This is a genomic window from Daejeonella oryzae DSM 19973 (assembly GCF_000422945.1).
Lineage (GTDB): Bacteria > Bacteroidota > Bacteroidia > Sphingobacteriales > Sphingobacteriaceae > Daejeonella > Daejeonella oryzae.
Genome location: NZ_AUHA01000002.1, coordinates 956,567 through 972,761, shown reverse-complemented (window position 1 = coordinate 972,761; position 16,195 = coordinate 956,567). Strand labels below are relative to the sequence as shown.

General features: G+C 39.1%; 10 protein-coding genes and 1 tRNA gene. 5 read left to right on the top strand and 6 right to left on the bottom strand.

All coding sequences use genetic code 11. The features are described 5' to 3' along the window. The first annotated feature begins 72 nt into the window (after positions 1–72). Both G521_RS0104680 and G521_RS16485 read left to right on the top strand, forming a co-directional pair. Positions 73–861, top strand: a complete 789-nt coding sequence (locus tag G521_RS0104680; protein WP_026897500.1) for an FHA domain-containing protein — start codon at positions 73–75, stop codon at positions 859–861. 9 nt (positions 862–870) lie between these two features. Next, the gene (locus tag G521_RS16485; protein ID WP_051189456.1) at positions 871–2,274 is read left to right on the top strand and encodes a serine/threonine-protein kinase; all 1,404 of its coding nucleotides are present in this window, start codon (positions 871–873) and stop codon (positions 2,272–2,274) included. Between the two features lie 52 nt (positions 2,275–2,326). Here G521_RS16485 and G521_RS0104670 read toward each other — a convergent pair. The 3 genes from G521_RS0104670 to metG form a co-directional block, all read right to left on the bottom strand. Further along, positions 2,327–2,398: transfer RNA gene (locus G521_RS0104670), tRNA-Arg, on the bottom strand. Next, positions 2,389–2,637: a GIY-YIG nuclease family protein gene (locus G521_RS17670; RefSeq protein ID WP_026897499.1), complete on the bottom strand. Its 249-nt coding sequence runs from the start codon at positions 2,635–2,637 to the stop codon at positions 2,389–2,391. The genes G521_RS0104670 and G521_RS17670 overlap by 10 nt, the downstream gene beginning before the upstream one ends. An 88-nt stretch (positions 2,638–2,725) precedes the next feature. Next, entirely contained in the window at positions 2,726–4,828 is a 2,103-nt protein-coding gene (gene metG, locus G521_RS0104660) for a methionine--tRNA ligase (RefSeq protein WP_262496276.1), read from the bottom strand. A gap of 144 nt (positions 4,829–4,972) precedes the next feature. Here metG and G521_RS0104655 point away from each other — a divergent pair, with 144 nt between their 5' ends. The 3 genes from G521_RS0104655 to G521_RS0104645 are packed head-to-tail and all read left to right on the top strand — an operon-like array spanning position 4,973 to position 7,495. Further along, positions 4,973–5,896: a S66 peptidase family protein gene (locus G521_RS0104655; protein ID WP_245580828.1), complete on the top strand. Its 924-nt coding sequence runs from the start codon at positions 4,973–4,975 to the stop codon at positions 5,894–5,896. Continuing rightward, positions 5,896–6,303, top strand: a complete 408-nt coding sequence (locus tag G521_RS0104650; RefSeq protein ID WP_026897496.1) for a DoxX family protein — start codon at positions 5,896–5,898, stop codon at positions 6,301–6,303. Before G521_RS0104655 ends, G521_RS0104650 begins: the two co-directional genes overlap by 1 nt. A 31-nt stretch (positions 6,304–6,334) precedes the next feature. After that, entirely contained in the window at positions 6,335–7,495 is a 1,161-nt protein-coding gene (locus G521_RS0104645) for an OmpA family protein (RefSeq protein WP_026897495.1), read from the top strand. 61 nt (positions 7,496–7,556) lie between these two features. Here G521_RS0104645 and G521_RS0104640 read toward each other — a convergent pair whose 3' ends face one another. The 3 genes from G521_RS0104640 to G521_RS0104630 all read right to left on the bottom strand — a co-directional run bounded on the left by G521_RS0104640 (position 7,557) and on the right by G521_RS0104630 (position 15,889). Beyond that, positions 7,557–11,126, bottom strand: coding sequence for a PKD domain-containing protein (locus tag G521_RS0104640; RefSeq protein WP_081675017.1), 3,570 nt, complete (start codon positions 11,124–11,126; stop codon positions 7,557–7,559). Positions 11,127–11,220: 94 nt separating this feature from the next. Beyond that, positions 11,221–12,666: a SusD/RagB family nutrient-binding outer membrane lipoprotein gene (locus G521_RS0104635; protein ID WP_026897493.1), complete on the bottom strand. Its 1,446-nt coding sequence runs from the start codon at positions 12,664–12,666 to the stop codon at positions 11,221–11,223. Positions 12,667–12,676: 10 nt separating this feature from the next. After that, positions 12,677–15,889: a SusC/RagA family TonB-linked outer membrane protein gene (locus G521_RS0104630; RefSeq protein WP_026897492.1), complete on the bottom strand. Its 3,213-nt coding sequence runs from the start codon at positions 15,887–15,889 to the stop codon at positions 12,677–12,679. Positions 15,890–16,195: the final 306 nt, after the last annotated feature.

The following is a 16,195-nucleotide window of genomic DNA, read 5'->3' as shown; positions in this document are numbered from 1 at the left end:
CAGCTCAGTTCAGTTTTTAAAATTTTGGACTATTTCTTGAATAGAATAATCCGGAGAAAATTTATCAATAGCATGTTCAATATATTCAACACCCAAGCCAATAATAGTACGCCTGACGTTAAAAATATCAGGGAATTATTTTTGTGTTTTATAAAAGAGCAACTTCAGAAAGTTGAAGGTGGAGAAGGCAGCCATATCAGAGGTTTGCATCTGTTTATCAGCTGCAGCGATGACGAAAGGCATTTATACGAATCTGCTTTATACGTTGAAAATCCAGGCCGCTTTAAAACTGAAGTTCAGAAAATTGCTGATGATTATGCTATTGACCTGCCGGAAAACTGGATGATGGAATTTACTTTCTCAGAAAATATTCCGGCAGAAGCGTTACAAATTGATGGACTAAATTCTGCCCTTTTTATCAAAACCAGTAAGCACGTTTTACATAGAACAGCAGAAGCGTATATCCGCATTTTACATGGCGAAGCAGAAAAGAATGAGTATCCTATTAATTCGGAAAGCGGAAAAATTACCATCGGAAGAGGCAAAAAAGTGCTGGCTAATGATGGCTTTTTCAGGGTCAATAAAATTGCCTTTCCGGATGAAGCAAATCATGATGCAAATAAATATATCAGCCGGTCTCATGCCCATATAATCTGGAACAATGATATAGCCTGCTTTATGATCTATGGGGATGAAGGTGGAATCCCGCCAAGGAATAAAATAAAAATCCGTTCTGCAGCCAACGATGCTTTAATCAAATTGAATTCAGTTAAGATAGGTTATCAGTTAGGCGAGGGCGATCAGGTAATATTGGGAGAATCGGCAGTTATAGAATTTAGCTATTTAAAAGAGCAGGAGTAAAGCGATAAGATGGCGAAGATATTTACAATTACAGAAGGTTTAGAGAACATGGGCGCTTTGCGCAGCGGCGGGCAGGGTTCTGTATTTAAAGGTAAGCGAATGGGAGAACTTATTTCTGCTGTAAAGCTTTTGCCAACGCCCATATTCACAGAGAGCCTTGAAGACAAAAATTTTCGTGATTTCAATAATGAAGTTGAAAAACTCAAGCGGGTAAACAGGGATCCGAACCCGAATGTGGTGAAGATTTTGAATTCCGGGATTACAGAAAGCGGCTCTTTTCCATTCATAGAAATGGAATATATAGAAGGACCGGATTTGGAAGATCTTTTAAAATCCCCGCATGATCCAGTTTTTACCATTAAGGAAAGTATTAAGGTTGCTGAACAACTCTCAGGCGCTTTATCTCACTGCCACAAAGTGGATGTTAAGCATGGAGACATTAAAAGCAATAACGTTAAACTGAATTCGTATTTCGGCAATTACGTCCTGCTGGATTTTGGCCTGGCCATTATGTCTGACGAGCAGCGCAGAACAAGTCTGAGAAATGCAGGAGCCGTAGAATTTATGGCTCCGGAACAGAACGAAGGGCAAATGCTTTTCGAGTCGGATGTGTATAGTTTCGGAGTTATTTTATACGAACTGATTGCCGGGGTAGTTCCTTTCCCATTAGATGATAACGGGCACAGCTCCCGCAATAAAGTCATGCTTTCACATATGGAAATACCTGTTCCGGATATTCTGGAGTTGAGGAAGAAACATTTGCCGCAAAACTGGAGTCCGGACAAGAGACACCGGGAAATGCAGGTTCCGGTATGGCTGATTGACATTATCTACAAATGCCTGGAAAAAAAACCTGAAAATCGGTTTAGCAATGGCATAGAATTGCACAGGGCTATTTGCGGTAAAAGCATCCATCATACAGAACAGCTTTCAGAGGAAAATATAATTCTTTTACAAAGTGAAAATGAGCGCTTGCAGCAAAAAATTGCTGAGTTTGAAACCGCCGCAGCCCTCAATTATTCTGGAAATGAACAAAAAATAAAAGCTGAATCACAGCCCGGAAAACTTCAGATATCCAGATCATTGGTATATGCCTCACTTATTGCATTTTTCCTTCTTATGGGTTTTGCGGGCTATTCATTTTTAGGAAAAAATTCTGCTGAAAGCTCCTATTATCCGCCGGTTACAGATTCAAATTATGTAAAAGATCCGAATGAGATAAATAAAAGACAGATTAACAGATTTGGCCCGTTCAGACCTGTCGACACCCGATCGGCAAGCCAGGAAAGAGCAGACAGCATTAAAAATGCAGCTTTAAAAAACGCCGTTAAAAAATACAGGGGCAGCTCTGATTCTGGTCAAACGAAGGGAAAGAAAAAGGGAAAGAAAAAGAAATTTCTGGGAATATTTTAATAAAACAGATTATAGAACAAAAAAGGCCGCTCATTTAGCGGCCTTTTTGTTGTGGTCCCGGCGGGAATCGAACCCACATCTAGAGTTTAGGAAACGCCTATTCTATCCGTTGAACTACGGGACCATTGTTATTTTTGCTTTTATAAATTTTCTACCTGCCGAAGTTTTAAAATACTTTTCTCTATCTATAGCTTCTAATCTTGTATTAAATTCCTCAAAATATACTATTTTAAAAGGAGCATAACATTTATTTGATTTCGTTTTTCCTTCATTATGTTCCTGTAATCTTAACTCTAAATTAGCACAATGACCCTTATAGTAGAACTCCCTTATTAAACTTTTAGCAACATAAGTGAAAAACATATCTAATGTTTAGGAAACTTCTATTCCCCGCCCGAACGTGCCTTTCGGTACGGGCGGGTATCCGTTGAACTACGGGACCATTGTAATATTACCGGATGACAGAACCATTTGCAAGGTTTTCTCCCGGAATTACAAAACTAAGTTTTCCATCGGTATTTTCAGCCATCAGGATCATTCCTTGTGATAAAATTCCCTTGATCTCTCTTGGCTCAAGATTTACCAGAATTGAAACCTGCTTGCCAATAATATTTTCAGGATCAAAATGTTCAGCAATCCCAGAAACTACAGTACGCTGATCCAGTCCGGTATCGATAGTTAGTTTTAGTAATTTTTTAGTTTTAGCTACTTTTTCGGCTGAAAGAATAGTTCCAACCCTAATATCCATGGCAGAAAACTGATCAAAATTTATATTTGCTTTTGCTTCCGGTAAAACTGTTTCCTGCTGCTCATTCATGTTTTTAGTGTTTAATAATTTCTGGATCTGCTCTTCAATCGCCTGGTCTTCAATTTTCTCAAATAATAACTCTGCTTCATTAAGCTGGTGACCAGTTTCCAGAATATCCGTCCTTCCGGCCTGATCCCAGTTAAGTTGCGGAATGTTCAGCATGCGGGATAATTTCTGAGCAGAAAAAGGCAAGAAAGGCTGAGCCAGTACCGCCAGGTTAGCTGCAATCTGCAATCCCACGTTTAAAATGGTTTTAACACGCTCTGGATCCGTGTTATATAATTTCCATGGCTCTGCATCCGCAAGATATTTATTGCCGGAGCGGGCCACATTCATGAATTCTGATAATGCTTCGCGAAAGCGATAATTTTCTAATGACGAGCTGATTTTATCTGAATACACTTTCAGGTCATTTAAAACCTGCTGATCTTCTGAGGTGAAAGCAGTACCCATTGCCGCCTGGCCATCAAAATATTTATGGGAAAGCACGAGCACCCTGTTGACAAAATTTCCGAATATAGCTACCAGCTCATTATTATTACGAGCCTGAAAATCTTTCCAGGTAAAGTCATTATCCTTGGTTTCGGGTGCTGTGGCTGTTAAAGCATAACGCAAAACATCCTGTTTTCCCGGAAAATCGGCCAGGTATTCATGGAGCCAAACTGCCCAGTTACGTGAGGTCGAAATTTTATCTCCTTCCAGATTTAGAAATTCATTTGCCGGAACTTCATCTGCAGGCTTAAATTTCCCGTGAGCCATGAGCATGGCCGGAAAAATAATACAATGGAAAACGATGTTATCTTTTCCTATAAAATGCACCAGTTTGCTTTCTTCCGACTGCCAGTAATCTTCCCAGGCGGCCACTGGTTTAAGATCTTCATTAAAATAATAATCTCTTTTTTTGTCCTCGCTTAATGCCGGATCGCAAAGATCTTTTGTAGCTGAAATATATCCTATAGGAGCGTCAAACCAAACATATAAAACCTTGCCGTCTGCACCTTCAACCGGAACCTGCACACCCCAGTCTAAATCGCGGGTCATGGCACGGGGATGTAAACCGCCATTGAGCCATGATTTGCACTGGCCGAAAACTGTAGGACGCCAGTCTTTATGAGAATCAATATATCCTTCAATCTGAGGCTGCATTTTATCCAGCGGTAAAAACCAGTTCTTCGTTTTTCGCAAAACAGGTTTGTCTCCGGATAATGTTGATTTGGGATTAATCAGCTCTGTAGGACTTAAAGAAGTTCCGCATTTCTCGCACTGATCGCCATAGGCATTTTCGTTTCCGCAATTGGGGCATGTGCCCGTGATATAGCGGTCGGCCAGAAACTGATTTGCTTTTTCATCAAAATACTGCTCGGTTACTTCTTCGGTAAAAACTCCCTTGTCATAAAGCGTTTTGAAAAAATCGGAAGCTGTTTCATGATGGGTTTTGGAAGTAGTGCGATGATAAATATTGAACGAAACACCAAAATCGCGGAAGGAATCCCCAATCAGGTGATGATATTTATCAACTACCTGCTGCGGAGTGATGCCTTCTTTTTTAGCTTTAAGAGTAATGGGAACACCGTGTTCATCAGATCCGCAGATAAAAATAACATCCTTACCTTTAGCACGCAAATAGCGGACATATATATCAGCAGGCACATAAACGCCGGCCAAATGACCAATGTGTACCGGTCCGTTGGTATAAGGAAGTGCTGCAGTAACTGTGTACCGTTTATATTTATCTTCTATCAAAATCTGAATTGCTTGTTTTTATAATTTGGCAAAGATAAACCTAATTAGCTAATTTGCTAACCAGCTAATCTGAAAGATCAACAATAGAATGCCGCAGAACATTGCCATATTAGCCAAATAAACATACACCATCCAAAAGTTATAAAATTGATCAATCCAAAAACTCAATCAAGTAAAATTCCTCCATATTTAAAACCAGGCGACACTGTTGCTATTACTTGTCCGGCTAAAAAGCTTCCGCATGAAATCACTGATGCTGTTAAGCTACTGGAATCATGGGGTTTAAACGTATTATTAGGCGAAACAGTTGAAGCGTCATATCACCAGTTTGCCGGAAATGATAAGCTAAGGGCAAAAGATTTCCAGAGATTTTTAGATGACGATTCTGTAAAAGCTATTTTTGCCGCTCGCGGCGGATACGGAACGATCCGAATTATTGATGAGATCGATTTTACCGGTTTCGCAGAAAATCCAAAATGGATCATTGGATTTAGTGACATTACGGTGCTGCACAGCCACATTTATGCTCTTTATCAGACTTTAAGTATACACGGCCAGATGCCATTAACCATTCCTGACGGGACCAAAACTTCCCTGGAAAGTTTAAGAAAAGCCTTATTTAATGAGCCTTTGGAGTATAACTTTCCAGCTTGTACGCAAAATATCTGCGGCGAAGCAGAAGGGGTTTTGATTGGAGGAAATTTAATGCTCCTGGTTATGATGGCCGGTTCGGTATCTGATATGAATTATGAAGGAAAAATTCTGTTCCTGGAAGATGTTGGTGAGTATTTATACTCCATAGACCGCATGATGTGGAACCTGAAGCGGGCAGGTAAACTTGCTAAACTTAAAGGTTTAATAGTTGGCGGCTTCACCGAGTTAAAGGACAATGACATCCCATATGGACAAACGGCGGAAGAAATAATTCGGGAACATGTACAGAACTATAATTTCCCGGTTTGTTTTAATTTTCCTGCAGGGCATATAGACGATAACCAGGCATTAATACTGGGAAAAACCTTAAATTTAAAAGCAAATCAGCAAGAGGTACACATTACATATTTAGATTAATGGCTATTTTATCAAGTTTATCAAAGTACAAAAATACCGGATTGCTGATAATCCGGGTTGGCTTAGGCATCATGTTTATATTTCACGGATATCCAAAGTTATTGGGCGGGCCGGATAAGTGGATGGCAGTAGGTACATCAATGAAACATATCGGAATAACTTTTTTACCCGAAGTATGGGGATTTATGGCTGCTGCTACTGAAACTTTTGGAGGCTTTCTATTAATTCTTGGCCTGGCTTTTCGTCCGGTCACCTTGTTGCTGACTTTCACAATGGCTATTGCAGCGCTTATGCATTTAAAAAACGGGGATGGATTAATGGCCGCTTCACATGCTATTGAAACCGGTATTGTATTCCTTGGCCTGACCTTTATCGGGCCCGGAAAATATAGTGTAGATAAAAAGTAAGATGCGGGCCTGCATTATCATATTATTTTTAATGTTGATTGCAGGCACCGTTTACTCCCAGCCAATCAAATCACCCGGAGCTGATTTAAAAACTGCACTTAAGGTAGATGTAAATAAATCTTATTCTTTTAAACAGGAACTTAAAGGATACGGAGATCATAAGGAGTTCCGGCTTAATCCATCACGGTCCTCTATAGTATTCAGGGAAGAAAGAAATTCAGGCTGGTTTTTGATTGATATCCCTTTTAAAGGGATTTTAACATTTGATATAACCCCTCATGATTTAAATAATGATTATGACTGGATGATTTTTAAAGCATCCGCGGATCTTGAGAAATTAATCCAATCAGATCGTGCCCATCCGGTACGCAGCAACAATGCCCGTAACAATAAATCCAGCCAGAGTAAAACCGGTCTTAACAAAAATTCTGCAGCAGCATATGTTAAACCCGGCCCAGGTCAAAATTACTCTTCCCCATTACAGGTAAATGCCGGAGAACGCCTGTACCTGATAGTTGATAATATTTATGGCGGGAAGGGTTTTGATCTGAAAATTGATTTAAAACAGTATTTTTCTGATAAAATGGTCTCTCTTGAGGGAGCTGTAAAGGACAAGTATTCTTTAAAAAACCTCCCCGCCGAAGTTATAGTTGAGGACGATTCTACAGGTGCGCTGATAGCAAAAGTATATTCAGATTCCATTACAGGAAAATACAGGTTACAGGTTCCGTCAAACAGGCCTCTGAATGCAACTGCATATCATCCCCGATATTTGTTTGCATCGCAGGAGGTTTTTATTAAACAAAACACAGTTTTAAATTTTGAGTTAGATACGCTGGCTTCTGATAAAAAACTGGTTTTATTCAATATTCATTTCTTGCCGAATAAGGATGAAATATTAACTTCTTCCACGCCTGAACTGGAAAGATTAACGAAATTTCTGAGTACAAATCCGAAATGGAATATCAAAATCATTGGACATACAAATCTCAATGTGTTTGCTTCTGCCAGATACCTTCAAAAACTTTCATTTGACCGGGCCGTTGCCGTAAAAAAATACCTGCTGGGCCACGCAATTTCATCCAGGCGTATTTCATGCTCCGGATTGGGCGGAAGAGAGCCTTTGATCGTTACCAAAGATCCTGAAGAAGGAATGAAGAACTTAAGGGTAGAGATTATTTTTGTGAAATAAAGCTCTTTACCATCGGATTAAGAATTTTTAAATTTTTTTTTTAAAAGATCAATAGTGAATCCTAGCGAATAATAGTAACTGATCCGGAAATAGGCTTTCTTCCGTTATTTGGACTGATGATATAATAATATGTTCCGGTGGGTAATGATTTCCCGTTTGACTGTCCATCCCATCCGCTAGAAAAGTCCTTAGTAAAATAAACCTCCGCACCATAGCGGTTATAAATTTTCATTAAAGCATCAGGATAACTATTGATATATTTAATATTCCACAGATCATTAACACCATCGCCATTAGGAGTGAACGTATTGGGTATTGGTGCTGAACTTAGCACCCTGATCAGTATTTTATCAGATGCTACACAACCTGTAGCTCCGGAAACCACCACAGTATATATAGTATTGGAAGATGGCGAAGCCACGGGATTTTTCGACGTATCATTATCAAGACCTATAGACGGGCTCCATTTATAAGTCAAAGAATCTCCTGTAACTTGTATGTTAAGCCTTATCTGGCCGCCCTCTAAAATAGTAGTATCATTGCCGGCATCAACATCAGGTTTGGAAAAAACAGTTATTAGCCTGAAAATAGTATCAGAACATCCGTTTAGAGGTTCAAATATATACTGAATAGAGTGCACACCTGAACCTGCAACAAAAGGATTAAATATACCATCCGGAGTTATTCCAGGTCCTGAAAAATAACCCGCTCCGGCAATATTGCCAATTTCCCGGGCCTGCGTTATTTTAAAAGGCGGATCATTTTCGCAACTATTTGGCACCTCACTAAAAACTAATTCAGGTACTGTTAATACCTGTACAATTCTTTGAACTTCTGCAAAACATTCAGATCCTGAATATGCTATGAGTTTGATCAAGTAATTCTTGCTTCCCGTTCCGAAAACATCCGGATATTTGTGTGCATACTTTTTGCCAGGTTTGGGCTCTTCATCTACATACTTTAAGTCGGGATTATTTTGAAAATCATAATACCACTCTAACCGGGTAATTTTTCCAATATCAACAAGGGAAGCATTCTCTAGTACAACTTCATTACGACTGCAAAGAAAGTTTGGATTTACTACTAAAAAGTCAGCTTTTGGATTAGTGCCGTTAACCTGAAGTGTATCTGTTTTTACTGAGCTGCAACCTGCTCCGGAGGTTACAGTTAAAGTTATAAGGTATTTCCCTGCCTGGCTAAACTGATGTGAAGGATTTTTTAAAGATGAGGTATCGGGATTTGTTGCTGAAGAATTGCGATCTCCAAAATCCCACTGATATGTAAACTGATTTGCAGAGTTGTCAGGAATAATAGATTTGTCATTAAAAACTGCGGAAGCATCTTTCAGACAAACATTAGGAAGACTAAAATCAGCTTTCGGAATAGCAGAAACCACTATTTCTCTATTGAATTCAATACTTTCACAACCCAGATCATTCACAACCTTCAATTGAACCGTGTAATTTCCGCTTGCCTTATAAACATGAGTCACCGGATTATTATTGTCAGCTTCCTGACGGGTTCCATCCCCAAAATCCCAAAACCATTTTGAAATAATTGATTCGGGAGCGGAAGATTGGTCGGTGAAAATGATGGCACTCTCCTGGCACCGCGAACCTGAGATAAGAAAATTAGCAAGAGGAGGCTTTGAGATCAATACACTTTTCTGAAAAGCTACTGAACTGCATCCGGAAGCAGCTTCAGCGATTAAACTTACCTGATAAGTGCCCGAGGATTTGAAAGAATGTACAGCATTTCTTTGGGTCGAAGTCGTTCCGTCTCCAAAATCCCATAGCCAGGTTGTTATACTATCTGCTGAATCTGCCGCAAAAATCATTTCAGAATTTATACAACTTTCAGTGAGTGAAGAAAAAGAAGTCGTAGGCGGGTCTATAACATTTACCGTATATTTAAATTCCTGTTCACCTGAAGGACAACCTCCAGAAGATACTAATTCTGCAATTACGGTTATAGAAAAAGAACCCTGCTTTTCGTATATTTTATTTGTTCGGAAAATATATTCGTAAGCAATTTGTCCATTGCTTAAAATTTGCTGTATTGGTGAAGTTTCTTGTATGCGGACATCCGCCTGATCCAAATACCATGTAAGTTTTGAAGCCTTAAATGGCAGTGTAAGTTTAAAATCTACAGCTTGTAAAGCACAAATATTTTTCAGAATCTTGGGCGTTCCCGTTTTTACTATATCGAGATAATCTGTAGTCGCTAAATTTGTGCCTGCAGAATATGCATAAGATTCGCGGTCTCCAAAACCGTATGCAATGGCGTTAAATCCTTCATCGGCAGTAAGGTTTAAGCTGCTTGAAGAATAAAGATTCAGATTTAACTGCAGGTATGAGTATTCGGGATTTTCTCTGATTTGCTGAAAACCGGCATCAGGCTTAAAACCATTAACTTTAAATCCTGACGTGGCAGATGTTTTAATCAGGATATTAACAAATTGCTCGGAAATATTTTCCCGACTGGAAGAATAAATAGTAATGTCTCTGATATTATATTCTATGGGATTTAAAATAACCATATCCGGATCACTTAAAGAAAGTATTCCCTCCTTAATATTTCCGCCACCGCTGCAATCCTGGGAAAGGGCATATTGCGCTACACACACCGGCTTATTTGAAGATATAATTGCGGCCTGCAATAATGGCTCTGTTGTTGTATAATACTCTCCTGAATTTAATACCGCAACGGTGCTACCATTAATCTGAACCTGAGTTCCATTATCCTTCGCCAATATCCTAACAAAGTTACCTTTTGTTCTTACAGAAACTGTCGAGTTGGGAGTTCGCATGCTAAAAGGAATGTAACCATATACATTGCCCCAATTTTCTATAGGATAATTTTGCTGATACAAAGGATCAACTGTAGGAAATTCTGCTTCGCAGGATTCTGTTACAATGCTGGCTCCTGTGTTCCCGGAAAAAAAGGCGAACTTTTTACAGGCTGAGGTCAGAGTATCAATCTCGGCATAAACACCAGTTAAATCATCTACTGAGGTATACTGATAACAGTCTCCGGCATTTGGCAAAAGTATGCCCCTGGGTACCAGATCAATATTTCCTTTTTTTAAATATACTTTAGTGTTCGGCTCTATGGCTGCAATGGCTATAAAACTTAATATTTGATCTGAGACGTTCTCTTTTAACCGGGTATTATAATTGATGCTGAAATATTTCTGTCCAAGCGCTTCCTTGGGCAATATTAAGGAGGCTGCCGATCTTTTACCGGCAAAGATATGGCCATAAACTACGATTTTAGGATCGCCCTCATTTACTTTAACCCGTATAGCTCTTTGTGAAAGAACCTGACCTGATTCGCTGCCATTTATATAGCTCACATTACGGGGAATATTTATTTCTATAACTAGGTTTGGTATAACATTGAAGGTTTTTGAAAAAGATCCCGCTGTAACTATACCGGATGAAGCTTTTTTACCCGTAATAAATATGGAATAATTTGCCAGAGAATTAGGATCGACCGGAACATGACTCGGAAAAATTGCCCAAAACTCAGTTCCTTCGTTGGATACCATTTGACCTTTGCCCGAATGATGCAAACTCAACAGTAAAGAACAAGTTATAGAAATGAAAATACTGAATATCCTGCCGGTCATGTGGTATTTCGGTAAGAATTCTATCTATAGGTACAGCCTGCAATAAAAAAGGGTTATCCGCAATTGGACAACCCCTGTCAATAACCAGATTATATTAAAATTTATCCCAGAATAGCTTTGTCTGCACCTTATCACCTCCAATTGCAGATGATGCAGCTTCATAATTGGTTTTATTTAAATTTTGCTCATTTACAGGATAGGTAAACCGCACTGGAATATCGGCATACGTTAATACGGGAGCTCCCGGAGGGACATTAAAAATAGGATAATCCAGTCGTCTCCATTCTGTCCAGGCGTCAAAGCCACGGTCATATAAAGCAATCCATTTTTGCTCTCCAATTTTTTGCCGGTAAGTTCCGGTGGCAGTTGCGTAATTCACAGCCGGATTGGCTAGATAAGCGGTAGCCTGAGCGGTAGTTCCTCCCCAATATTCAATAGAAGCAGTAACTGCTTTATTATAATGATCAGCGGCAGTTCCTCCAACAGCAAAGCCTCTTTCAACTGCTTCGGCTAATAAGAATTCAGTTTCAGCATAATCCAGAAATAAATATTCCCTTGCCGGGTCAATTAATAAATCGCCTGGTTTAGAGTATGCCGCGTAGTTATTACTTGTTCCATAAATACCACCGACATAGTTACCAGCATCGGTAGTAGTAAAATAAATTGAGATTCTTGGGTCAGCTAAAGCATTCATTTTATCTACTATCGTATTGGCTGCAACAAAATCCTTTCGTCCACTTTGCACTAAATTTACCCAAACCGGATTGGTGTTAGGACTGGCACTATAGTACTTAAATACCGCATTGTTGGCATTTGATGTAAAAACGTTGGGAGCTGAAGATTCTGCTGCAGCTTTAGCCGCCGCCAGTCCCGCTGGATCCGCATCTGCCAGCATCATTCCCAATTTCAATTTTAGCGTATAAGCAAAAATTCTCCACTTGGCGGGATCGCCCTGATAGATATTATCAGATCCTCCATAGCTTCCGGCGTTTAATTTTAATGCTGCGATATCCGCATCTAACCGGGTTAGCAAGTCCAGATGAATAGTTCGTGCGTCATCAAATTTGGGGAATGAATTACTGAAATCCAGTGCTTCAGTATAGGGGATATCTCCAAAAGTATTTACCAGTAATGAATATGCATATACCTGCATAATGTCAGCGATGGCCAGTTGGTTGGCTTTTTCATCAGCTGAGGTATTAATGTTATTAGGTATCAGAGTTTTTGCTTCCTTCAAATCTCTCAAAACATCCCGGTAAACTCCAGCATAAAAATTTTGCGGAATATTACGGGTGTTCAGATCATAACGACTCTCGTCAAAATAAGTCGTTTCTGTCCACTGCTGGGCCAATAATCTAAAAATACCTGAGTTAACGTTTGGTGTTGCTAGTATATCTGCAAGATTTCGTTGCGCACTGGCAAATAAAGGTTCGGCAGCCACAACTGTAGGATTCTTTTTATCGGTATTTAAACTCGTCAGATCTTTTTCACAAGAAGACAGGGTAAATACCGCTATGAATATGATTAATATCTTTTTCATACAATTCGAATTAAAATCTAAGTTTAACATTGAAGCCTACATTCCGCATAGCCGGATAGCTTCCTCCCTGATACCCCTGTATATTACCTGCAGAAATATTATCTTCAGGATCTGCGTCGGGTAAATTTTTATCGATAATCCAAAGGTTTTTACCAATTACCGAGAAATCTACACCTTTTACAGGACCAAGGTTAGCAAGGTATTTACCAGGTAAAGAATACGTAAGAATGACTTCTCTCAATTTTACGTAGCCGGCATCATATACAAAACCTGCTGCAGGATTACGTGCATATCCGTATAACCCATAATTAGAATTACTCACACGAGTTGTATTGGGAGTTCCATCAGCCAATACACCGGGCAGAATGATACCTCCACCATCAGCTAATGAGTTTCTGGAAGGATTTCCCAAATCATTTAGACCAGCGGTTTCTACAGACATTCCGGTTGCAAGTCCGTAATATCTGTCTAAAGAAAATACGTCCCCACCATTTCGAATATCAATAAGAAAGCCTAAAGAAATGTCTTTAAACTTCAGATTATTATTTATTCCAGCGATCCAGTTAGGATTCGCATTACCTATAACTTGATTAGAAGTAGATGAAGTTTCATAGTATCCTGTAGGACCAACCACCCTCTGACCATTTACATATGTAAAATTAGATCCTCTGATAGTTCCAAAAGGCTGACCAACTGTAGCATTAATACTTACACCACCCTGGAAAGTACCTAAAACCAGATTATCCGTTCCCTCATAAAGCTCCAGAACTTTACTCTGATTTTTAGTCCAGTTGACATTCATATTCCAGGTAAAGTTATCTGTCTTAATGGGAGTACCGAATAGGCTTAATTCAATTCCTCTATTCTCTACGTCACCCGAATTAACATATTTGGAGTTATAGCCTGTTGCATTAGAAACAGAGACGGGAAGAATCTGATCAACCGTATTAGCTTTATAAAGTGTGGCATCAAATCCAAAGCGATCATTCAGAAATGACATTTCTAAACCTGCTTCTATACTTTTTGTCCTTTCCGGTTTTAAATCAGGATTGTTTTTTATGCCCGGAACAGAAAATAATGTTGCTGAACCAAAAGGAGATGGCTTGAAATAAACATCTACTAAACTTTGAGGAGGGGCATCATTACCAACTTCTGCATAATTTAATCTCACTTTACCATTTGATAACCAATCAGATTTAGACATCAGTTTTGAAAACAGGAAACTTCCGGAAATTGCAGGATAGTAGTAAACGTTATTACCCTCCGGTAATGCCGATGACTGATCTCTACGGCCGGTTAAATCTAATGTTATGAATTCCTTGTAATTAAATGTAGCCCCGGCAAAAATACCGTTCACCTGTCTTTCTAAAAGTCGTTCTACAGGCGCTGGAATTGGATTTAAAGAATTCGACAAAGAGTAAATCCTTGGTACCACCAAACCACCTTCTGTGGTTGCATCTATATCTTCGAAAGTACTCTTTCTAATATTAGTACCTATTAAACCTGTAAAGCCAATATCAGAGGTTATATCCTTGTTAAAATTAGCAAGGAAATCGTAGTTAAATTCCTTAAAATTCCGGTTGTAGCGAGAGTAATTAGATGTTGTCACACTTCCTACCGCCTGCCTTTCTTCCTGTTGCTCTGAGTACGAATCCAATGAAATTCTTCCTAAAACATTCAGCCAGTTAGTTACTTTATAATTTAAATTCACGTTTCCGAAATAGCGGTTACGTTCATCATTTTGAAAGTTTTCATAGCGTGTGAAATAGGGATTATCCCAATAGATTGGCACCAGGTCGCTTGGATCAGCGAAATTCCAGGTAATATTTTGCCTGTTCCGCATGTAGGCTTCTTCCTGAGCCTTTAAATCAACGTTTGTTTGCCACCATTGCCTGAAATTAGTTGCCAGGTTTTTATCATCATACCCTGTTCCGTAACGTCCCAATCCCCTGGTTCGGGTAAAATCTATAGCCGCACCGGCTGTTAGTTTACTGGTAATGTTGTAGGTAGCACTTAGATTGGCAATATCTTTATCAATTTTACTATTGGCTAATATTCCCTCATCATTAGAGCGGGTGTACCCTAATTTAAAGTATCCATTTTCTCCGCCTCCATCAATAAAAATACTGTTATTAAATGATGTAGGACTTTCGAAAAATGAAACGGGATCATTTGCAGCCGCAACGTAGGGTGTGGCCTTACCAAAGTTTGGAGAATTGGGATCAAAAGAATCCCACTGATAAACCAGCTTATTGGGATCAAATGCACCGCCATAAGAAGCGTCTTCGCTTAAGGGAGTAACCAAATCTAAAACGCCATCATCGTTTATATCCCGTGATAAAAAATAACCATCACTGGATTCATAATAACTTCCATATCCGGCACCGTATGACTTTTGGTATTTCAGGAAAGTAGTTTTGTCAATCGATCCCAATGTAACTCCAGAATTAACAGTTATACCTAATCCTTTGGTGCCCTTTTTTGTTGTGATTAATACAACACCATTAACTGCTCGGGAACCATATAAAACGGAAGCAGCAGCTCCTTTTAAAACGGTAACTGATGCTATATTATCCGGGTTAATATCAGCAGCCGGATTTCCATAATCATAACCGCCCCGACCGGTTTGCTGATTACTTGTATTGGAAACTGTATTATCAATTGGTACACCATCAACTACAAATAGAGCCTGGTTAGTACCCGTAAAAGATTTATTACCCCGTAAAACCACGTTTACAGATCCTCCCATGGTATTATTTTGCCGGAGTTCCAGACCCGCAACTTTACCGGATAAGCCGGAGATAAAATTGTTAGCTCTGGTCTTGCTTACCTCTGCTCCGGAGACTTGCTGAACGGCATAGGGGAGCTGGTTTCTGGTTCTTTCGATACCCAGCGCTGTAACCACTACTTCCCCTAATTGAGTGGCATCAGTAACCATAGAAACATTCAAAATATCTGAAGCTCCTATGGTAATTTTTTGCTGAGTATAACCTATATACGTAAATGTAAGGGAATTGCTTCCCGCAGGAACTTTTAAGGTGTATCTCCCATCAACCGATGTTTGAGTTCCAACCTGGGTTCCGGTTACAACCACACTGACACCCGGCAGCGGCAAACCATCTTCCCTTCCTGTAACTGTTCCCGAAATTGTTCGGTCTTGACCGTAAGCCTGCGATATAAATACCAACAAGAATACCATCAAAGTTTGTAGTAATCTTTTCATAAGCTTAATAATTTATATGTGATAAATTAAATTTAGGGAAATCAGCTTTGATACAAAAATAATACAGTATTTATTTTTAAAAATTCGCAATTATGCAATATTTTTTCGTTATATGGTACTTAATAATTTTTAAATAAAAAAAAGAAATCTTGTAAGTGCCTGATTTTCTTTCTATTACATAATAAATTCAGAATCTTTGATATAAAGTAATACAGAATTTTAGTAATCAGATTATCCGAAATAAACAAAGACCATTTCTCCAAAAATTATTTAAAATGTTAAAATGGTTGTCGGGCTGAAGAGAAA

Bases quoted from the DNA above. Each gene is read 5' to 3' on its own strand.
- G521_RS0104680 (WP_026897500.1), top strand. From the start codon at position 73: ATGTTCAATATATTCAACACCCAAGCCAATAATAGTACGCCTGACGTT.
- G521_RS16485 (WP_051189456.1), top strand. From the start codon at position 871: ATGGCGAAGATATTTACAATTACAGAAGGTTTAGAGAACATGGGCGCT.
- G521_RS17670 (WP_026897499.1), bottom strand. From the start codon at position 2,637: ATGTTTTTCACTTATGTTGCTAAAAGTTTAATAAGGGAGTTCTACTAT.
- G521_RS0104650 (WP_026897496.1), top strand. From the start codon at position 5,896: ATGGCTATTTTATCAAGTTTATCAAAGTACAAAAATACCGGATTGCTG.
- G521_RS0104645 (WP_026897495.1), top strand. From the start codon at position 6,335: ATGTTGATTGCAGGCACCGTTTACTCCCAGCCAATCAAATCACCCGGA.
- G521_RS0104640 (WP_081675017.1), bottom strand. From the start codon at position 11,126: ATGACCGGCAGGATATTCAGTATTTTCATTTCTATAACTTGTTCTTTA.
- G521_RS0104635 (WP_026897493.1), bottom strand. From the start codon at position 12,666: ATGAAAAAGATATTAATCATATTCATAGCGGTATTTACCCTGTCTTCT.
- G521_RS0104630 (WP_026897492.1), bottom strand. From the start codon at position 15,889: ATGAAAAGATTACTACAAACTTTGATGGTATTCTTGTTGGTATTTATA.